General features: G+C 60.7%; 21 protein-coding genes. 12 read left to right on the top strand and 9 right to left on the bottom strand.

Annotated elements, in window-relative coordinates; all coding sequences use genetic code 11:
* Positions 1–73: 73 nt before the first annotated feature.
* Both ACI77I_RS29360 and ACI77I_RS29355 read right to left on the bottom strand, forming a co-directional pair.
* The gene (locus tag ACI77I_RS29360; RefSeq protein WP_094952574.1) at positions 74–397 is read right to left on the bottom strand and encodes a DUF6124 family protein; all 324 of its coding nucleotides are present in this window, start codon (positions 395–397) and stop codon (positions 74–76) included.
* Between the two features lie 452 nt (positions 398–849).
* Complete coding sequence (locus tag ACI77I_RS29355; protein ID WP_162276204.1) at positions 850–1,881, bottom strand: LacI family DNA-binding transcriptional regulator; 1,032 nt, start codon at positions 1,879–1,881, stop codon at positions 850–852.
* 212 nt (positions 1,882–2,093) lie between these two features.
* On the opposite strand from ACI77I_RS29355, the gene ACI77I_RS29350 reads away from it, so the two are divergent.
* Both ACI77I_RS29350 and ACI77I_RS29345 read left to right on the top strand, forming a co-directional pair.
* On the top strand, positions 2,094–2,627 hold the full coding sequence (locus ACI77I_RS29350) for a gluconokinase (protein ID WP_094952573.1): 534 nt from the start codon (positions 2,094–2,096) through the stop codon (positions 2,625–2,627).
* 84 nt (positions 2,628–2,711) lie between these two features.
* A complete protein-coding gene (locus ACI77I_RS29345) occupies positions 2,712–4,064 on the top strand; it encodes a GntP family permease (RefSeq protein WP_242152181.1) in 1,353 nt (450 codons plus the stop codon).
* 551 nt (positions 4,065–4,615) lie between these two features.
* On the opposite strand, the gene alaC is transcribed toward ACI77I_RS29345, so the two are convergent.
* Positions 4,616–5,833, bottom strand: coding sequence for an alanine transaminase (gene alaC, locus ACI77I_RS29340; protein ID WP_094952571.1), 1,218 nt, complete (start codon positions 5,831–5,833; stop codon positions 4,616–4,618).
* 196 nt (positions 5,834–6,029) lie between these two features.
* Between alaC and ACI77I_RS29335 the strand changes: the two genes are divergently transcribed.
* A complete protein-coding gene (locus tag ACI77I_RS29335; RefSeq protein WP_406999647.1) occupies positions 6,030–6,512 on the top strand; it encodes a GyrI-like domain-containing protein in 483 nt (160 codons plus the stop codon).
* Positions 6,513–6,555: 43 nt separating this feature from the next.
* On the opposite strand, the gene ACI77I_RS29330 is transcribed toward ACI77I_RS29335, so the two are convergent.
* Both ACI77I_RS29330 and ACI77I_RS29325 read right to left on the bottom strand, forming a co-directional pair.
* Entirely contained in the window at positions 6,556–7,161 is a 606-nt protein-coding gene (locus ACI77I_RS29330) for a pyridoxamine 5'-phosphate oxidase family protein (RefSeq protein WP_094952569.1), read from the bottom strand.
* Between the two features lie 20 nt (positions 7,162–7,181).
* Entirely contained in the window at positions 7,182–7,670 is a 489-nt protein-coding gene (locus ACI77I_RS29325) for an N-acetyltransferase (RefSeq protein ID WP_242152177.1), read from the bottom strand.
* A gap of 148 nt (positions 7,671–7,818) precedes the next feature.
* Between ACI77I_RS29325 and ACI77I_RS29320 the strand changes: the two genes are divergently transcribed.
* Genes ACI77I_RS29320 through ACI77I_RS29305 form a run of 4 tightly spaced genes read left to right on the top strand, consistent with a single transcriptional unit; the run spans position 7,819 to position 10,357 of the window.
* Positions 7,819–8,238, top strand: a complete 420-nt coding sequence (locus ACI77I_RS29320) for a nuclear transport factor 2 family protein (RefSeq protein WP_263273881.1) — start codon at positions 7,819–7,821, stop codon at positions 8,236–8,238.
* A gap of 42 nt (positions 8,239–8,280) precedes the next feature.
* Positions 8,281–8,625 (top strand): YciI family protein, encoded by a 345-nt coding sequence (locus tag ACI77I_RS29315; RefSeq protein ID WP_406999645.1) that lies wholly within the window; start codon positions 8,281–8,283, stop codon positions 8,623–8,625.
* 35 nt (positions 8,626–8,660) lie between these two features.
* Entirely contained in the window at positions 8,661–9,137 is a 477-nt protein-coding gene (locus tag ACI77I_RS29310; RefSeq protein WP_406999643.1) for an SRPBCC family protein, read from the top strand.
* A complete protein-coding gene (locus tag ACI77I_RS29305; protein ID WP_406999641.1) occupies positions 9,134–10,357 on the top strand; it encodes an RNA polymerase sigma factor in 1,224 nt (407 codons plus the stop codon). The genes ACI77I_RS29310 and ACI77I_RS29305 overlap by 4 nt, the downstream gene beginning before the upstream one ends.
* A gap of 141 nt (positions 10,358–10,498) precedes the next feature.
* Here the strand turns inward: ACI77I_RS29305 and ACI77I_RS29300 are convergent, their stop codons facing one another.
* A complete protein-coding gene (locus ACI77I_RS29300; RefSeq protein ID WP_242152168.1) occupies positions 10,499–11,353 on the bottom strand; it encodes a LysR family transcriptional regulator in 855 nt (284 codons plus the stop codon).
* A gap of 88 nt (positions 11,354–11,441) precedes the next feature.
* Between ACI77I_RS29300 and ACI77I_RS29295 the strand changes: the two genes are divergently transcribed.
* The gene (locus ACI77I_RS29295; RefSeq protein ID WP_094953678.1) at positions 11,442–11,882 is read left to right on the top strand and encodes a multidrug/biocide efflux PACE transporter; all 441 of its coding nucleotides are present in this window, start codon (positions 11,442–11,444) and stop codon (positions 11,880–11,882) included.
* Between the two features lie 163 nt (positions 11,883–12,045).
* Here ACI77I_RS29295 and ACI77I_RS29290 read toward each other — a convergent pair whose 3' ends face one another.
* Positions 12,046–12,804, bottom strand: coding sequence for an SDR family NAD(P)-dependent oxidoreductase (locus ACI77I_RS29290; protein ID WP_094953679.1), 759 nt, complete (start codon positions 12,802–12,804; stop codon positions 12,046–12,048).
* A 104-nt stretch (positions 12,805–12,908) separates the two neighbouring features.
* On the opposite strand from ACI77I_RS29290, the gene ACI77I_RS29285 reads away from it, so the two are divergent.
* Positions 12,909–13,805 (top strand): LysR family transcriptional regulator, encoded by an 897-nt coding sequence (locus ACI77I_RS29285; RefSeq protein ID WP_094953680.1) that lies wholly within the window; start codon positions 12,909–12,911, stop codon positions 13,803–13,805.
* Here the strand turns inward: ACI77I_RS29285 and ACI77I_RS29280 are convergent.
* A complete protein-coding gene (locus ACI77I_RS29280; protein ID WP_263273876.1) occupies positions 13,802–14,719 on the bottom strand; it encodes a LysR family transcriptional regulator in 918 nt (305 codons plus the stop codon). The two genes, ACI77I_RS29285 and ACI77I_RS29280, sit on opposite strands and share 4 nt — an antisense overlap.
* Before the next feature lie 230 nt (positions 14,720–14,949).
* Between ACI77I_RS29280 and ACI77I_RS29275 the strand changes: the two genes are divergently transcribed.
* The 3 genes from ACI77I_RS29275 to ACI77I_RS29265 all read left to right on the top strand — a co-directional run bounded on the left by ACI77I_RS29275 (position 14,950) and on the right by ACI77I_RS29265 (position 17,629).
* Complete coding sequence (locus tag ACI77I_RS29275; RefSeq protein WP_094953682.1) at positions 14,950–15,708, top strand: 5-oxoprolinase subunit PxpA; 759 nt, start codon at positions 14,950–14,952, stop codon at positions 15,706–15,708.
* Between the two features lie 71 nt (positions 15,709–15,779).
* A complete protein-coding gene (locus ACI77I_RS29270; RefSeq protein ID WP_406999638.1) occupies positions 15,780–16,658 on the top strand; it encodes an allophanate hydrolase subunit 1 in 879 nt (292 codons plus the stop codon).
* The gene (locus ACI77I_RS29265; RefSeq protein ID WP_094953684.1) at positions 16,655–17,629 is read left to right on the top strand and encodes a biotin-dependent carboxyltransferase family protein; all 975 of its coding nucleotides are present in this window, start codon (positions 16,655–16,657) and stop codon (positions 17,627–17,629) included. Before ACI77I_RS29270 ends, ACI77I_RS29265 begins: the two co-directional genes overlap by 4 nt.
* Positions 17,630–17,690: 61 nt before the next feature.
* Here the strand turns inward: ACI77I_RS29265 and ACI77I_RS29260 are convergent, their stop codons facing one another.
* Entirely contained in the window at positions 17,691–19,307 is a 1,617-nt protein-coding gene (locus tag ACI77I_RS29260; protein ID WP_094953685.1) for an inorganic phosphate transporter, read from the bottom strand.
* Positions 19,308–19,590 lie beyond the last annotated feature (283 nt).

Genomic DNA, 19,590 nt, shown 5'->3' with positions numbered 1-19,590 from the left:
AGTTAGCCCATCTGTAGCTGACCCGCCGCCATCGCAGGCAAGCCAACTCCCACATTTTTGACCGAGTAGGGCTTTAGGTTCGCGGTGTTTGCTGGTCCATGGCCTTGCCTACCATCAAGACTGATAGCTCGCTCAGTTGATGAATGGCGAGGGCCACGTCGCGCTCTTTGCCGGTGAGGTCATCGGACAGGTCGAGCAACAAGGCGCTGACGGAACACACGGTTTCGTAGCTGTTGGCAATCAGGCTTTCAGGACTGGTGTCGGGGCTGACAGTGAACAAAGAAGGGGTTTCTGGTGCGGGTTCGGTGGTGGGATTGAGGTAGTGATCAATCGCGCGATGGGCGGCTTTGTTGCGTTTTGTGTCGTTAATCGGAGGATTCGGCGTTGTTTTGAACATAGGTGGGGCCTCTAACTGAGCCTCCACCTGGTCGCTACTAAACGAAGGGTGGCGGCTGCACGCAGGTTAGTAGACCGGTGCCCACACCAAAACCGGCGCGCCACGAGGGCGCCCTGCGCACAGCCACCATCAAGTACAGACAAATAAGTCCTACTGATGAAGCTCATGCACTTTTGGTGAGGGGGCTCGGGCTACTAAACCCGATCGCCGAGAAATTCAGCGACCGGCCAACCTTAGAGACCACCACCCAAGCGCACAAGCCGGCGGATTCTGACGTAAGCGTAGGCAACCGGGCAAGGCGCTTACCGCAATGTCAGTCGCGTCCTACACCACTCTGATCGTTCCCACGCTCCCGCGTGGGAATGCAGCCCTGGACGCTCTGCGTCCAAAGCATGACGCAAAGCGTCACAAGAGGCATTCCCACGCAGAGCGTTGGAACGATCAGGCCGCGCTCAGGTGCTTTCGCGCACCTGCAACTCAAACCCCATATCCACCACCGGCTTGGCAATCTTGTTGCCCGCCATGATGGTCAGCAAATGCTCCGCCGACCGCCGCCCAATCGCTTCACGCGGTGTGCTGATGCTGCTCAAGCGCGGCACCATGAACGACGACGCCGGCAAGTCGTTAAAGCCCAGCACCGCCACGCGCTCCGGCACGTTGATACCGTGGCGCATGGCTTCCAGCAGCGCACCTTGGGCCAAGTCGTCGTTGCCAAAGAAGATCGCATCCACATCCGGATGGCTGGCCAGCAGCTGCAAAAACAGCTCGCCACCCAAGCCCACAGAGGAGGGGCGCGGCGTCAGCAATTCCAGCGCCGGGTCATACAAGCCCGCCTGTTGCAGCGCGCGGCGAAAACCTTCACCGCGCAGCAACGTGCGCTGATCCAACTGCGCGCCGATATACGCCAGGCGCTTGCGCCCACGTGAGATCAAATGTGCCGCTGCCGTTTCACCCGCACTCAGTTGCGAGAACCCTACGCAGTTCACGCCGGCATTCGGGTCCAGGTCCATCATGTACACACACGGCACATTGCTGGCCTCGACCATCCGTCGGGCGCTTTCAGTGCGGTCAAACCCGGTCAGCAGCAAACCGCGTGGCTGGTAGGCCATGTAGTTGCGCAGCAGGTTCTCTTCTTCGTCGCGTGAATAGTGGGAGTTGCCGATCAGTACTTCAAAGCCCTTGGGTCGCAGCACCTGGTGGATGGCTTCGAGGGTTTCGATAAACAGCAGGTTGGACAGCGACGGCACGATGACCACCACTGAATGGCTCTGCGCCGAGGCCAAGGCGCGGGCGGCGGGGTTGACCACGTAGTTGAGTTCGGCGGCGGCCAGTTGCACTTTTTCCACCAGTTCGGTGGCGACCGTGCTGACGCCACGCAAGGCGCGGGACGCGGTAATAGGGCTGACGCCGGCCAGGCGGGCGACTTCATTCAAGGTCGGACGACCGGTGGTGCGGGTATTTTTATCGTTCTTGGAGGTCATCAGGCGGTTGCCAAACAAAAATCGAGGCACTAAGGTAGCGCTGTCTCCAAAAGGCTGCAAATGCTTGAACACAGGGTTGCCTGATCCGGTTCAACGGTTTTGGAGAGGATGCACGCGTCACTCCATAAAAATGACAAGTCGGCGCGGGAAAAGCCTGTTTTTGCACTAGCCTTACAGCGTGCAAAGGTAGCGCTATCTGCGTCCTGAGGTGTTTCATGAGTCAACCTGTTACCGCCCTGGTCATCATGGGTGTTTCCGGCTGTGGCAAGTCCAGCGTCAGCGAAGCCTTGTGCCGCCTGAACGGCGCCACCGCCATTGAAGGCGACAGCTTTCACCCTGCCGCGAACATCGAGAAGATGAGCGCCGGCCACCCCCTCAACGACGACGACCGCGCCGGCTGGCTCGACATCCTGTGCGATGAACTGCGCCGCGCGCTCAAAGCCGGCGAGCATCCGGTGCTCACCTGTTCGGCCCTGAAGAAAAAATACCGTGACCATTTGCGCGAAGCCGCGCCGGGCCTGGGCTTTGTGTTCCTGGAGCTGACCCGTGCCGTGGCCGCTGACCGCGTGTCCCATCGCCCCGGCCATTTCATGCCCGCCAGCCTGATCGACAGCCAGTTCGCCACCCTTGAATCGCCCGTGGGCGAGCCGCTGACCCTGGCGTTAAACGCCAGCGAAGACAGCATCGAGGACCTGGCCGAGCAAACCAATGCCTGGTGGCTGCAGCACGGCTTTGAACCAACCCATTAATTTTTTGCCGGAAAAGATAGCGCTATCCCCGGCGAAAGATTCAACACCGGCTTTAATAACAACAACAAACAGGAGAGACCCCCCATGTTTGGCATGTCCCACGAGTCCTACCTGCTGCTAGATGCAGTGGTCACAATCATCGGGCTGATCGTACTGATCACCAAGTTCAAGGTGCACCCGTTCATTGCACTGATCATCGCGGCCGGCTTCCTCGGCCTGACCTCGGGCATGCCCGTGGACAAGATCATCAAGGCGTTCCAAGACGGCTTCGGCGGGGTGCTCGGCTTTGTCGGCATCATCCTCGCGCTGGGCACGATGCTCGGCAAGATGATGGCTGAATCCGGCGGTGCCGATCAGATCGCCCAGACCTTGATCCGCGCCTTCGGCAAAGACAAAGTGCAATGGGCCATGATGTTCGCCGCGTTCCTGGTGGGCATCCCGCTGTTCTTCGAGATCGGCTTTGTGCTGCTGATCCCGCTGGTGTTTATCGTTGCGCGTCGCACCGGCGTGTCACTGATCAAGATCGGTATCCCGCTGCTCGCTGGCCTGTCGGCGGTGCACGGCCTGGTGCCACCGCACCCGGGCCCGTTGCTAGCTATCGGCGTGTTTGGCGCGGACATCGGCAAGACCATCCTGTACGGCCTGATCGTCGCATTGCCGACCGCCATCATTGCCGGCCCGATCTTCGGTACGTTTATCGCCAAGTACATTCCGGGCAACCCGTCCCAGGAACTGGTCGACCAACTGGCCCGCGAGCCGGAATCCAAAGACCTGCCGAGCTTCAGCATTACCCTGATCACCGTGCTGCTGCCGGTGTTCCTGATGCTGCTCAAAACCTTTGCTGACGTCGCGCTGCCGGACGGCCACGCCATCCGTAACTGGATGGACATGATCGGCCATCCGATCACTGCGCTGCTGCTGGCATTGCTGCTGTCGCTGTACACCTTTGGCCATCGCCAAGGCATTCATTCCAAGCAAATCCTCAAGCTGCTCGACGCCAGCCTCGCGCCGACCGCGGCGATCATCCTGATCATCGGCGCCGGTGGTGGTTTCAAGCAGATGCTCGTGACTAGCGGCGTAGGTGATGTGATCGGCCATATGGCCGTGAACGCGCAGATCAACCCGATCCTGCTGGCGTGGCTGGTGGCGGCGGTGATTCGCGTGGCCACCGGTTCCGCGACCGTGGCGACCATTACTGGCGCAGGCATTGTAGTGCCGGTGGTAGGGATGATTCCGGGTGTGAACCTTGAGCTGCTGGTGTTGGCGACGGGGGCGGGTTCGTTGGTGTTGTCTCACGTCAACGATGCGGGGTTCTGGCTGGTGAAGCAGTACTTCAACATGACCGTGCTCGAGACGTTCAAAACCTGGACGGCGATGGAGACCATCCTGTCGGTGGTGGCGCTGATCTTTATCATGCTGCTGTCGTTGGTGGTGTAAGCCAGCGGCGCTGACCTCTCGTCGGAACTGTCAACGTTGACAGGTAGTTTGAATGAGGCCTGTTGCTAGAAATACCTCCAGGCTGCCACCGTCGTGGCAGTGTTCTGGAGGTATAGGGACATGGCTGAATTCAGAATTACGACTCCGGCAGGCAATGGCTATTCGTCTACGAGTGCTTACAAGTCTTGAGGTTGGCATGATGTCGGTGGGTACGGTGAGCCGAGGGATGAAAGCGGAACGGGCAAGGGCGAGCCGCTTCCTCGCGTTTGGATTTACGACGACGCTGGCAAGGAGATTGGCGGCCCTTTTATAGTCAACAAGAGCGGGACGTGGAGTGGTCAATTCCTGGTTGACGCGCAGATGATTAAGCCACCTGGTAATCTCGTCAATTCTGTAAAGGGGGTGGTGACAATTAAGGGCGTACAGAAAGGCGATACCATCCCGGTCTCTGAATACAAAGTCAGTTTCAACGTTCAAGGTATTTATGATTGATCAATAGCCCCCGCTATTGACCCCTGAGGCAGGAGCGAATCAGATCGCTCCTGCCAACCTCAGGCCTCGGTTTTGCGAACTAAGCCATCCGCCCGAAACATCCCGCGAATACCGCGTATCGCCTGGCGAATCCGGTCCTGGTTCTCGATCAGCGCAAAGCGCACGTGATCATCCCCATACTCACCAAAGCCAATCCCCGGGGACACGCACACCTTCGCTTCCAACAGCAGTTTCTTGGCAAATTCCAACGAGCCCATGGCGGCATACGCCTCGGGAATTTTCGCCCAGACGTACATCGACGCCTTCGGGTTCTCGACCATCCAGCCCAGCTCATGCAAGCCCTTAACCAGTACGTTGCGGCGCTGGCGGTACTGCTCGGCGATGTCTTTCACGCATTGCTGATCGCCTTCCAGCGCCGCAATGGCCGCCACTTGCAGCGGGGTGAAGGTGCCGTAGTCGTGGTAACTCTTAATGCGCGCCAGGGCGTTGACCAGTTCCGGGTTGCCGACCATAAAACCAATGCGCCAGCCAGCCATGTTGTAGCTCTTAGACAGGGTGAAAAACTCCACCGCAATGTCCTTGGCGCCGGGCACTTGCATGATCGACGGGGCTTTCCAGCCGTCGTAGACGATGTCGGCGTAGGCCAAATCGTGCACCACCAGTACGTCGTACTGTTTGGCCAGTGCAATCACCCGTTCGAAGAAATCCAGCTCCACGCACTGCGCGGTCGGGTTGGACGGGAAGCCCAGAATCATCATCTTTGGCTTGGGGATCGATCCACGAATCGCCCGTTCCAGCTCGGCGAAGAAGTCCACACCCGGCACCAGCGGTACCGAGCGCACCTGGGCGCCGGCAATCACGGCGCCGTAGATATGAATCGGGTAGCTCGGGTTGGGCACCAGCACGGTGTCGCCTTGGTCCAGGGTAGCCAGCATCAGATGCGCCAGGCCTTCCTTGGAACCGATGGTCACGATGGCCTCGGTTTCCGGGTCGATATCCACTGCGTAGCGGTCTTTGTACCAGCGCGAAATGGCCCGACGCAGGCGCGGAATGCCTTTGGAGGTGGAGTAGCCGTGGGTGTCTTCACGCTGGGCGACGGTGACCATTTTTTCCACGATGTGTGGAGGCGTGGCGCCGTCTGGGTTACCCATGCTCAAGTCGATGATGTCTTCGCCGCGCCGACGCGCAGCCATCTTCAGCTCAGCAGTGATATTAAAAACATAAGGGGGGAGTCGATCTATGCGCGCAAAGCGGCGCGGCGAACCTTGGTCTGCCATTGTTGCCTCGAGGTACGTAAGCGCCCGGAACCGTCCGAGCGACGTCGGCCACTGCGGTGGCCTGCGGGGCAGACAATACGGTCGATGATGGCCAGTTGTCCAGATGTCGCGGGAAAAATTTCTGCTTGAGGCACCGCACGGATATGCCCCTATACTCGATGCGGGTTTGTTCCCTCATAAGAAGGAGACTGTTCAGATGGATCAGCAGACAAAACAACCGTTAGAGCCACGCATGGAAGCCGGTAAAGCCCTGGTGATCGCAGGCGTCCAAGGGCGTTATTCGAAGGCCACCGTGGTTGATATCCCCAAGCTGTGGGAGTTGTTCGACACCTGCATCAAGGACATCAAGCAGCGCGTCGGCGGCGTGACGTATGGCGTTTGCCATAACCCCAAAAATGCCGAATTTGACTATATGGCCGGTGCTGAAGTCCCCACCCGGGGCGACGTGCCGGGCAACTTCGAGTGCATCGAAATTCCGCCGCTCAACTACGCCGTGTTCCCGCATTACGGGCCGGTACAGGCACTTGAGCAAACGTACGAGCGCATCATGTTCGAATGGCTGCCGCACTCGGGCTACAAGGTGATGGGGGCGGATTTCGAGCGCTACAGTGCCGATTTTGATGTGCGCAAAGGTACGGGGACCGTGGAAATCTGGTTGCCGATCGGGGAACGAGGCTGACTGCCGCCTTGCAAGCGCCGGCCAGCCGGCGCCTGCAATGGGCTCAATACAACGTGCTTTTGACTCGCTCTGGCATCTCACGGTCATACGCATCGGCGTCAAACTGCCCATCATTGAGCCGCTTGTGAAACGCCCCGGCCGACGGCAATGCCGACCGGTCCAGATGCTTCTCGGGGTTCCAGCAGTCTGAGCGCACAAAGGCTTTGGAGCAGTGGAAATACGCAGCGTGCACCTGCACCAGGATCACCGAGCGCGCCGGTTTGCCATTCACCGCAAAACTCTCCAGCAGGTCGGGCTCGATGGAAATTTGCGCCCGGCCATTCACGCGCAACGTCTCGCCAATACCCGGGATGATGAATAGCAATGCAATCCGCGGGTCCTGCAGCAGATTACGCAGGGTATCGAGGCGGTTGTTTCCCGGCCGGTCCGGAATCGCCAACGTGCGCTCATCCACAATCCGCACAAACCCCGGCACATCGCCGCGCGGCGAACCATCAATGCCGTCCGGCCCGGATGAACTCACCACCACCAGCGGCGACGCCCGCACCATGGCCTGGTAATCCTCGTTGAGAAACGCGATTTCCTTGCGCACCGCCCGCTCGTGGGGGAGGCCGTAGAGGGTTTCAAGTTGTTCTAGGGTTGTCAGCATATTCACCACTTCCTTATCGTTCAAAACACCAACGCCAGCCGGCGCTCATACCCAACCCGCCCCTTATACGCCTCCCCGCTGTCCACCCATCCGGCGCCCAAATACAAGCCCATCGCCGCCCCATTATCGGTGTCCACCGACAACTCTAACCCCTTGATCTGCGGCCAGGCCTGCAGCGCCACCGCCGGCAGCGCTTGCAAGCATGCCTTGCCAAAGCCACGCCCCTGCTGATGCCGATCAACCTGAAACGCATGCAGCGTCGCACTGTGTTCATCGGCCCAATGGGGCAGGCAAGGCGGGCGTTTGAGCAGCAGGAAGGCCACGGGCTGTTCGTCGGCGAGCAGGGCGAAACCTTTGATAGCGCCGGGGTTGGGATTGACCAGCAGGCTGTTCAGCGCGCAGTAGATATCGCCGGAAAACACCAGTTGCTCGGGGTGCACTTGCAGCGTGTCGAGCTGCTGTTTTTGCACAAGGCTCAGCGTCTCATAGGGGACGAGGCGAGTTTCCATCAGGGGTGCATCCGAAATCCTACAAAGAGGTGTGGATTCTATCGGGTTTGCGCAGGGCGAAATTATTTTTAAACAGGATGTCTATTTACCCCAAAGCCATTCGACTAAGGGTGTTCTTCGTGATTTTCCAACCCTCAGGAGTATCGCTATGAGTACCGTAATCAACACCCTGATCGAGCAATGGAAGCAAGCTGTTCTTGACCGGGATATCGACAAAATTGTCAGCTTTTACGCCGACGATATCGTCTCGTTCGACGCCGTCACCGCGCTGCAATTCAAGGGCAAGGCCGCCTACCGTGCACACTGGGAAGACTGCATGAAGCATTGCCCCGGCCCCGGCATTTTCGAGTTTCATGACCTGCATATCGTCGAGGCGCCAGACAGTGCGTTTGCCCACTGGCTGGCCCATTGCGGCGGTGCCGGGCCGGACGGCGTGGTGAAGGCCTGCTGGATGCGCGTAACCGCCGGCTATCAGCGGATCAACGGCCAATGGCGCGTGGTGCATGAACACTGGTCGGCGCCTTTCGATATGGCGAGCGGCACGGCGCTGTTCGACCTGAAACCCTGACCGCCACGAACTATAGTCAGTAGTCCGAAAACGGAGACGCACATGAAATACCTCTGCCTGATCTACAGCAACGAACAGGTGCTGCACACCTCGCCGGACAGCCCGGCGGACCCTGAGTGTTTCGCTTATGCCGAGGCGATCCAGGCCAGCGGGCGCATGCTCGCCGCCGAGCCGCTGGAGTCGGTGAGCAGCGCCACCACCGTGCGCGTGCGCAATGGCAAGCTGTCGATTACCGACGGACCGTTTGCCGAAACCAAGGAGCAGCTCGCCGGGTTTTACCTGATCGAGGCCAAGGACTTGAACGAAGCGATCCAGGTGGCCGGTGGCATTCCGGCAGCAAGGGTTGGCAGTGTGGAAGTACGCCCCGTGCGTGAATTGAATCTCTGAACACAACAACCAAAAGGCTTCAGGAGGTTTACCCCGTGACAACGCAACCTGCCGAATTTGAACTGTGCATCAGCCGCTTGATCGACGCCCCGCGCAACCGCGTGTTTCGCGCCTGGACCGAGCCTGCTTTGTTGCAACAATGGTGGGGCCCGCACGGCATGACCACCCCCGAGTGCGAAATGAACCTGCGGGTCGGTGGCCTGTTTCGCACCCTGATGCGCGCGCCCGATGGCGCCGAATACCCGACCCAAGGCGTGTTCCTGGAGATCGAGGCGCCGAGCCGGCTGGTGTTTACCGATGCGTACTCGCCAGGCTGGATTCCGTCGGGCAAGCCGTTCATGACCGCCAAAGTCACTTTCGAAGAGCGCGACGGCAAAACCCTCTACACCGCCCGCGCCATGCACTGGAGCGAAGCCGACAAGCAGGCCCATGAAGCCATGGGCTTTTATGACGGCTGGGGCCAGAGCCTGGACCGCCTAGTGACGCTGGTGACCCAAGGCATGCCCGATTGACGCCTCAAATCGAGGCGATTTACCGCAGCGAATCACGGCGCGTGCTCGCCACGCTGATCCGCCTGCTCGGCGATTTCGACCTCGCCGAAGACGCCTTGCACGAGGCCTTCTTTGTCGCGGTCGAACGCTGGCAGCAAGACGGCGTGCCGAGCAACCCACGCGCCTGGCTGGTCTCGACCGGCCGCTTCAAAGCCATCGACCGCCTGCGCCGCCAAGCGCGCTTCACGCCGTTATTGCAGGAGCAAGCCGACGCGCTGGAAGCGGCGCAGTGGAGTGAGGAAGACGTGGAAGACGACCGCCTGCGCCTGATCTTCACCTGTTGCCACCCGGCGCTGGCGCCCGATGCCCAGGCGGCGCTGACCTTGCGTGAGATCTGCGACCTCACCACCGAAGAAATCGCCCGCGCCTTTCTCGTCACACCTACCACCATCGCCCAGCGCATCGTGCGCGCGAAGGGCAAGATCCGTGAGGCAAACATTCCTTATCAAGTGCCGTCCCTCGACGCGCTGCCCGAGCGCTTAGAGAGTGTGTTGCGCGTGGTTTACCTGGTGTTCAACGAGGGCTATTCGGCGTCCATGGGCGCGGACCTTACCCGTGAGGATTTGACTCGCGAAGCGATTCGGCTAGGGCGCCTGCTGATGGAGTTGCTGCCGGAGCCGGAAGTCATGGGCCTGCTGGCGTTGATGCTGCTCCACGAGTCGCGCCGATCCGCACGCACCTCGGCCAGCGGCGAGTTGGTGCTGCTGGATGAACAGGACCGTGAGTTGTGGGACGCGTCCCTGATTACTGAAGGCTGCGCGCTGGTGGAACAGGCGTTGAGAACACGGCGTTTTGGACCGTATTGCCTGCAGGCGGCGATTGCGGCGGTGCATGCCGAAGCGTCGAGCGCCGGGAAGACGGACTGGCTGCAGATTGTCGGGCTTTATGATGTGTTGCTCAGGGAAGTGCCGTCGCCAGTGATCGAGTTAAACCGCGCCGTGGCGGTGGCGATGCGTGATGGGCCGTTAGCGGGGTTGCAGGTAGTGGAAGGTATTTTGCAGCGAGGTGAGTTGCAGGATTACCACCTGGCGCACTCGGCGCGCGGGGAGTTTTGTCGGCAGTTGGGGCGTATCGAAGAGGCCAGGGCGGCCTACGAAAAAGCCCTGTCACTCACGCAGCAAGCCCCCGAAAAACGCTTCATAGAGCGCCGCCTGGCCGAACTCAAATCCCCCAAACCGTGAAGATCAACTGTGGGAGCTGGCTTGCCTGCGATAGCGGTGCGTCAGTTAGCAGAGATGCAAGCTGAACCACCGCCATCGCAGGCAAGCCTGCTCCCACAGGTTTGTGTCTCTATTGCCAAATTGGCAGAAAGGGCGTGTTTATCACTCCAACATCTGCCCCAACATCCAACTCCCCGCTGGCCCCGGCGGGTGCTGGCGTGACCACAGCGCATCCACCGCCACCGAGCGTGGCCAGCTGCGTACGTTGAGTTCAACCAGCTCGGCATTGCCAAAGCGCTCCACCAACCAGCGCGGCAGCGCTGCCCAGCCGAAACCGAGCTGGGCCATCTCCATCAGCATCAGAAAACTCGGCGCCGACCACACGCGGCCGGTGGGGCGCGTTTCATTCGGGCTGATGATGCTCGCCAGACGTAATTCGCGGTGCTGCTGCAAGGTGGGCTGGTCGATGTGTTGCAGGCTGGCCAATGGATGCGTGGGGGCCACGAACAGGGCCATCTCCGCGCGTTCCGCCACGGGCGCGCGGGTCAGGTCGGGCGGATACACCTCCTGGGCTTCAATCAAGGCAATCTGCGTCCGGCCACTTTGCACCAAGGCGATCAGGTCTTCGCACTCGGCGATCAACCACTCCAGTTCCAGGTCCGGGTAGCGTTGTTCAAAGGCTTTGAGCACGAGTTCGAAACGTTCAGATTGGTAAGTATCGGACATGGCGATACTCAGCTTGGGTTCCAACCCTTGGGCCAACTGGTTCGCCGCCAACTCCAGGCGGCTGCTGGCTTCCAGCACCTGTTCGGCGCGTTGCAGCAATACGTGGCCAGCCGGGGTGAGCGTCGGCTTGCGGCTGCTGCGGTCAAACAGCACCACATCCAAGTCAATCTCAAGGCTGGCCACCGCCGCGCTGACGGTGGACTGGCTCTTGCCCAGCTTGCGCGCCGCTGCGGAAAACGAGCCCTGTGTGGCCGCCTGGACAAATGCCTGCAGCACTTCGTTAGAGGCCATGAGTATCGCCTTTGTCGATGGTTATTGGTTATGAAGTATCGATCAAGGGGGTAATGATGGCAACCATCGTCACTCACGGAGCTGTGTTATGAACCCTACCAAGTCGATTACTGAACGTGTTTGCCAGGCCATTGGTTTTGAGGTGCTGGCGTTGTTGATCTGCACCCCGTTGCTGGCGTGGATCATGGATAAGCCCGCCCTGGAAATGGGCATGGTCGCCCTGGCGATCAGCCTGATGGCGTTGACCTGGAACGTGATCTTCAACGGCTTGTTCGACCGCCTGAAGGCGCGCTGGAAACTGGCCAACAATGGCTGGACCCGAGTGCTGCACGCGCTGATGTTCGAAAGCGGCCTGATTCTGGTGTGCGTACCGTTGATCGCGGCGTGGCTGAATATCAGCCTGATGCAGGCGTTCATCCTCGACATCGGCGTGCTGCTGTTCTTCCTGCCGTACACCTATGTGTATCACTGGGGCTACGACGTGCTGCGGGACAAGTTCGTACAACGTCGCCTGGTCAGCCAAGCTTGAGGGACGCGACAAAATCCAGAAACGCCCGCACCTTGGCGGCGGGCAAAACTGCCGCTGTCGACCACGGCGGCTAACACTCCCATGCCGCCGGCCACACCGGGATCAACACTCATCGGTGATTGCCTGTCAGTAGTCTGTAGGCATTGATGCCAGCGCAGAATGCCTACAGAAACATGCCGCCCGAGGCTTCGATGCGCTGCCCGGTGATCCAGTGACTGCCATCGGCCAGCAAGGTCGAAATCGCCCCGCCAATATCGTCCGGCAGGCCGGCACGGCCCAAGGCGGTGTTGTGGGCGACCATCGCATTTACATCCGGGTTGTCGCGCACCGCGCCGCCGCTGAAGTCTGTGGCAATCGCGCCGGGTGCCAGGGTGTTTACGGTAATCCCGCGCGGGCCCAGCTCTTTGGCCTGGTAGCGCGACAGCACTTCTACTGCGCCTTTCATCGAGGCATACGCCGAATAGCCCGGCAGGCTGAACCGCGCCAGGCCGCTGGAAATATTGATGATGCGCCCGCCATCGCTGATCAACGGCAGCAGCTTCTGGGTCAGGAAAAACGGCGCCTTGAAGTGGATGGCCACCAGGCGGTCGAACTGTTCTTCGGTGGTGTCGGCAAAGCTGGCGTGGGTACCGATACCGGCGTTGTTGATCAGAAAATTGAAGTGATCCTGTGCGAAAACACCCTTGAGCAGCGTGGCGACTTGGCCGACGAAAGCATTGAAGCTGCCGCTCTGACTGACATCCAGTTGCAGCATGGTGGCGCGGCCACCCAAGGCTTCAACCTGTTCCACCACCGCTTGGGCTTCGCCCGCAGCGCTGTGGTAAGTGCCGATGATGTCGACGCCTTGTGCGGCCAGGTGCAGCGCGGCGCTTTTGCCCAGGCCGCGGCTGGCGCCAGTGATCAGTGCGATTTTACGGGTCATGGTGCAGTCCTCGGCGTTGATGTGGGACTGAGTGTATTTGTCCGGCTGTTACGTGATAAACAGGGTGATATCGGAATCACTGGCCGGATAAGGCGAACAATCCCATGAACAAGCTGGAGCTGTTGCGCACCTTCGTGCGGGTCACTGAACTGTCGAGTTTCACCCAGGCGGGCGAGAGCCTGGGCCTGCCGCGCTCCACCGTGTCCGAGCATGTGCAGGCGCTGGAAGAATTGCTCGGCGCGCGCCTGCTGCAACGCACCACGCGCAAGGTGCAAGCCACTCAGGACGGGCGCGTGCTGTATGAGCGCAGCAAGGATGTGCTCGCGCACATGGAGGAACTTGAAGGCTTGTTTCGCCAGGATGAAGCGCAACTCAGCGGGCGCATTCGCGTGGACATGCCCAACGTGATGGCGCGGGACTTGATCCTGCCGCGCCTGCCCGAATTTATGCATGCACACCCGTTGATCGAGCTGGAAATCAGCACCACCGACCGCCAGGTCGACCTGCTTGCCGAAGGGTTCGACTGCGTGTTGCGCGTCGGCGCGCAGCCCGACCAGTCGGTGGTGGCGCGGTTGCTGTGCAGCATGCCGATGATCAACTGTGTCAGCGCCGAATACGTTCAGCGGTATGGCATGCCCGAGACCTTGGCCGACCTGGCGCATCACCAGTTGGTGCACTACGTGCGGCCATTGGGTTCACGTTCAGCGGGGTTCGAATACCAGCAGGGCAACAAGGTGCACCGCGTGCCGATGGCCGGGCGCGTCACGGTCAACAGCACCGATGCCTACAAGTCGGCGTGCCTGGGTGGCTTCGGCATCACTCAAGTGCCGGTCCTGGGGATTCGCGATTTGCTCGACAGTGGTGTGCTGGTGTCCGTGTTGCCCGACTACCCCGCGCCGGCGTTGGACGTGTCGTTGCTCTATGCCGGGCAACGGCATCTGCCACAACGGGTGCGAGTGTTTATGGCGTGGCTGGCCGCCACGTTGCAATCCCAGCTCTAACGCCGCGCCGACAACTGCTGCGGCGCCAGGAACGCGTCGTGGAAGTAATCCCGAAACGCCTGCATCGCCGGGGTAAATGTACGCTCGCGGTGCCACGCCAGGCCCACGCTCATGGGCGTTACCGGGTCGGTCACGGTCAGGGTTTCGATGCGCTTGCCTTCCAGTGACCAGGGCCGATGCACCAGGTCTGACAGAATCGCTACGCCGCTGCCATTGGCGACCATGCTGCGCACCGCCTCCACTGAGCTGGTGCGCAGCCGCACCTCTGGCGTTTGCCCGGCCTGTTCCCAGTAACGCATGGCGCTGTGTTCGGCTTCATCGACGGTGAGCAGGATGTAGGGTTCCTGCGCCACATCGGCCAGGCTCACCGCGCCGCGTTCGCACAACGGGTGATGGCTGGGCAGCCACAGGCGCCGCTCCGAATTGAACAGGATTTCTGAGACGATATCCGCGTGAGTGAGGTTGGCGGTGAGCACCACGGCCATGTCGAACTGGCCGTCGAGCAGGCCCTGTTCGATGGCCTGGCGCTCCTGTTCGAAGACCTCGATGGTCACGTCCGGATGCCAGTGTTCCATGCGCTGTAAGTGATGCGGCAGGAAGTAGCCGAGCACCGTGTAACTGGCCGCCACCCGCAGCACGCCGCTGGCGCGGTAGTCCGGCAGCGGGCTGTTCAGCGCGTCGTCCACGCTGCGCACAATCACATAGGCACGGTTGAGAAAATGCCGCCCGGCGTCGGTCAGGTTCATGCCTTGGGCCGATCGCACGAACAACTGCACGCCGAGCATCGCTTCCAGCTCCTTGATTGCCGTGGTCACCGCCGACTGGGAGATGTTCAGGTGAATCGCCGCCTGGGAAATCTGGCCGATCTCGGCGGTGGCGACGAAGTAGCGGATTTGGCGCAGGGTCAATGACATTCAACACTCCGATAACAGATCGTTCCCACGCTCTGCGTGGAAATGCAGCCCAGGGACGCTCTGCGTCCCAATGCGTGACGCAGAGCGTCACAAGAGGCATTCCCACGCGGAGCATAGGAACGATCTGTGTGTATCTGATTTTCAGAAGATGGCCCATCTGATAATAGATCTTCCCAAGGGGTCAAGCGTCAGCCTACTTTCAGCCATCACCCTTTGGCGGAGCAGCCCCAATGCAGGCAGTGGATTTCAATTCAGACATGGGCGAAGGCTTCGGCCCTTGGACCATCGGCGATGGCGTCGACGCAGAACTGATGGCCTACATCAGCTCAGCCAACATCGCCACCGGCTTCCACGCCGGCGACCCCGGCACCATGCGCCGCACCGTCGCGCGTGCCAAGCAACTGGGCGTGGCTATCGGCGCGCATCCGGGCTTTCGCGACCTGGTGGGTTTTGGCCGTCGGCATATCAACGCTCCGGCCCAGGAACTGGTGGACGACATGCTCTACCAGCTCGGCGCCCTGCGCGAAATCGCCCGCGCTCAAGGCGTGGCCCTGCAACACATCAAACCCCACGGCGCGCTCTACATGCACCTGGCCCGTGACGAAGAAGCCGCGCGATTGCTGGTGCAAAATCTGCAACTCATCGAGCCGACGCTGTTGCTGTATTGCATGCCCAACTCGGTGATCTGGCGCGTTGCCAAAGAACTCGGGCAACCGGTGGTGCGCGAGTTTTACGCCGACCGTGAGTACGACCTGAGCGGCTCCATCGTGTTTACCCGCACTGTGCGCGCGCTGGACCCGGCAACGGTTGCGGCACGGGTCCTGCGTGCTTGTCAGACGGGGTTGGTGCGAACCGTGGAAGGCGAAGACCTGATGATCGAATTCGATTCCATCTGCCTGCACAGTGACACCCCCGGCGCCCTGGAACTGGTGGAAGCCACTCGCGAAGCCTTGGACCAGGCGGGCATTGAAGTCAGAGCTCTTCAATAAGAGAGCTCTCCAATAAGATTCAAACAGCCCTTTTTGCCTGCCTTTCTACAATGATTCCAAGAGGAACAGACATGGCTCAAACGACCCCCATCCGCTATAGCTTCGGCGCTGATGAACACCTGTTTGCCGAGGTCAGCGACAGCATGTCCCTGGAGGCTTTTTTCAAAGGCATGGCCGTGACCCGCGCCGTGGAGCGACTGGCGCTGGACGGTGTGCTGGACGTGTGCCTGGCCAATGCATCGTTCCAGATCCGCTTCGACCCCGACCGCATCGCGCCGCATGTGCTGCTCGACGCCGTGCAAAGCGCCGAAGCCCAGGCCGTTGCCGAACGCACCTTGCACACGCGCATCATCGAAGTCCCGGTGCTCTACAACGACCCCTGGACCCATGAGACGCTGATGCGTTTTCGCGACCGCCATCAAGACCCCAGCGCCACTGACTTGGAGTACGCCGCGCGCATCAACGGTTTGGCCGATGTGGACGCGTTTATCGCCGCTCACAGTGGCGCGCCGTGGTTTGTGTCGATGGTCGGTTTTGTCGCGGGCCTGCCGTTCATGTTCCAGATGGTCGAGCGCGAGCGGCAATTGCAGGTGCCCAAGTACCTGCGCCCGCGCACCGACACGCCCAAACTGACCCTCGGCCATGGCGGCTGTTTTGGTTGTATCTACTCGGTACGCGGCGCCGGTGGTTACCAGATGTTCGGCGTGACCCCTGCGCCGATCTACGACCCGGCGCAGCAGTTGGCGTACCTCAAGGAGCACATGGTGTTCTTCCGCCCCGGCGACATTGTGCAGTTCAAACCCATGGACCGTGACGCCTATGACCTGGCGGTTGCCGAGGTGGACGCCGGGCGTTTCGACCTGCGCATCCGCCCGGTGGAATTTTCCCTCGATGCCTTTCTCGCTGACCCCATCGGCTATCCGAAAACCCTGCAGGAGGCGCTGGCATGATCAAGGTGCTCAAACCCGGCCTCGCCACGTCCGTGCAGGACCTTGGCCGTGAAGGCTATTACCACCTGGGCATTCCGCCATCGGGTGCGCTGGACCAATACGCATTGAGCGCGGCCAACCATCTGGTGGGCAATCCGCTCGGCGCGGCGGGTTTGGAATGCACGTTGATTGGCCCCGAGTTGCAGTTTCAGCAGGACGCGTTGGTGGCACTCAGCGGTGCACTGATGTCGCCGCGCCTGGACGGCGAAGTGGTGCACCAAGACACCGCCTTCCAAGTGCGCGCCGGGCAGGTGTTGCGCTTTGAGTTTCCCAAGGCGGGCGCGCGCACGTACCTGGCGGTGGCGGGTGGCATTGATGTGCCGCTGGTGCTCGGCAGCCGCTCGACCTACACCCTTGGCGCACTCGGCGGGTTTCAGGGGCGGCGCTTGCAGGAAGGCGATGAACTGCCGATTGGCGAGGCCAGCGGGCAGGCGTGCGCAGGCAATAGTTTGCCGATGGCGTTGCGTCGCTCAGTCGGCGGCGACGTGACGTTGCGCGTGGTACCGGGGCTGTATTACGACCGGCTGACGGATGGCGCGAAAACCAGCTTTTTTGCCGAGCCGTGGACGGTGGGCTCGGAGGCGGACCGTATCGGCTATCGCTTCAAGGGCGGCAGTGCGTTGAGCTTTCAGCCACGCGAGCAACCGTTTGGCGCGGGGTCGGATCCGTCGAACATCGTCGACAGTTGCTACCCGATTGGCTCGATTCAGGTGCCGGCGGGGTTGGAGCCGATTGTGTTGCACAGGGATGCGGTGTCGGGCGGCGGTTACGCGATGATTGGCACGGTGATCAGTGCGGACCTGGATTTGATCGGGCAGATGCAGCCGAATCAAAGGGCGGGGTTTGTGGCGGTCAGCCTGGAGGAGGCGTTGGAGGCGCGGCGGGTGTACAAGAAGCGGCTGAAGGCCATGGCTGGCCTCTTTACTTCCTGACACACCCTAAAACCCCTGTGGGAGCAGGCAAGCCAGCTCCCACAGTTTGATCTGTGTTGTGTCAGAACAGTTTGGTGAACAGCCAGTACAAACTGCCCGACAACAGAATCGCCGCCGGCAACGTCAGCACCCAGGCCATCAGCAGATTGCGGATGGTCTTCATCTGCAACCCACCGCCATTCGCCACCATGGTCCCGGCCACACCCGACGACAGCACATGGGTGGTCGACACCGGTAACCCGAACATATCCGCTGCGCCAATCGTCAGCATCGCCACCGTCTCGGCCGAGGCGCCTTGGGCATACGTCAGGTGTGTCTTGCCAATCTTCTCGCCCACCGTCACCACGATGCGCTTCCAGCCGACCATCGTGCCCAGCCCGAGGGCGATGGCCACGGCGATCTTCACCCACAGTGGAATAAAGCGGGTGGAATTGTCGATCTGTTGCTTGAACAATTGCAGCTTGCCTTGGGTGTCGGCATCGAAGTTGCCGACCTTGCCCTTGTCCATCAGGCGAATGGTTTCGCTGCTCAGGTACATGTCGTTACGCACGTTGCCGACCGCTTCGGCGGGGACTTTGGCCAGGGAGCCGTAGCCTTTGACTTCATCACCGATCTGGCCGGCGAGGGCGGCGAGGGCTGGCACCAGTTCCGGGGTGGCTTCCTTGGTGCGCACGTAGGTCGAAAGAATCGGCCGCGGGTCGCCGGGCAAGGCTTGCGGCGCGCTTTTCATCAACGCCACCTGGGTCACTTCAGCCACCGCCGCGAACTGCAAGGACTGCTCGGCGGGCATGGTGCGGTTCAGTGCGTAGGCCATCGGCAGGGTGCCGACCAGGATCAGCATGATCAGGCCCATGCCTTTCTGGCCATCGTTGGAGCCGTGGGCGAACGACACGCCGGTGCAGGTGACGATCAACATGCCGCGAATCCACCAAGGCGGCGGGGTATCGCCCTTCGGTGCTTTGTACAGCGAGCGGTTTTTCACAAAGGCGCGCAGGGCCAGCAACAGCAAGGCGGCAAAGGCAAAGCCGATCAGCGGCGAGAGCAGTAAGGCATACCCAATCTTGATCGCCTGGCTCCAATCCACGCCGCTGGTGCCGTCACGCCCATGCATCAAGGCATTCGCCACGCCCACGCCGATGATCGAGCCGATCAGGGTGTGCGACGACGAGGCCGGCAAGCCCAGCCACCAGGTGCCGAGGTTCCAGAGGATCGCCGCGATCAGCAGGGCAAAGATCATCGCAAAACCGGCTGAGGAACCCACCTGCAAAATCAGCTCGACTGGCAGCAAGGCAATGATGCCGAACGCTACTGCACCGCTGGACAGCAGCACGCCGAGGAAGTTGAAAAAGCCCGACCACACCACCGCAAAATGCGGCGGCAGCGAGTTGGTGTAGATCACCGTTGCCACCGCGTTGGCGGTGTCGTGGAAGCCGTTGACGAACTCGAAACCCAGGGCGATCAACAGCGCCACGCCGAGCAGCAGGAACGGCGTCCAGGTGGTCACCACCGTGCCCAGTTCGTGCATGTCGTGCATCAGGCTGTAGGCGGTGAACAACAGGCCCATGGCAAGTACGGCGAAGAAAATGATCACTGTCACCAGGCCGGGTTTCTTGTCCAGCTGGGGTTTGGGGTCTGCGTATGAGGCGGTGGTGGAGGCAGTCAGGGAAGGGGTGGCCATGCCGGAGCATCCAGTGTGAGGAGGATGTCGTTGATGATCATTGCAGAATGTTACAGAGATGCTGCGGTAAGTCAGTGTTTAGGGAATTGGGTGTGCCACTGGTCTACAAACCCCCGCAAAACTAATGTCAGAGTGCAATCAATGTGGGAGCGGGCTTGCCTGCGATGGCCACGGGTATCTACGCAACTTTTTGTGTTGCGCTAAGTTTTTGGCGGGGTTTTTAGGTAGATGTGAGTACATATCCGTTGCTGCGGTAACGGCGGCTTAGGGTTCCGCTCTTACA

This window comes from Pseudomonas sp. D47 (assembly GCF_045447305.1).
GTDB lineage: Bacteria > Pseudomonadota > Gammaproteobacteria > Pseudomonadales > Pseudomonadaceae > Aquipseudomonas.
The sequence above is the reverse complement of the archived record's forward strand: the minus strand, read 5'-3'. Positions and strand labels throughout refer to the sequence as shown.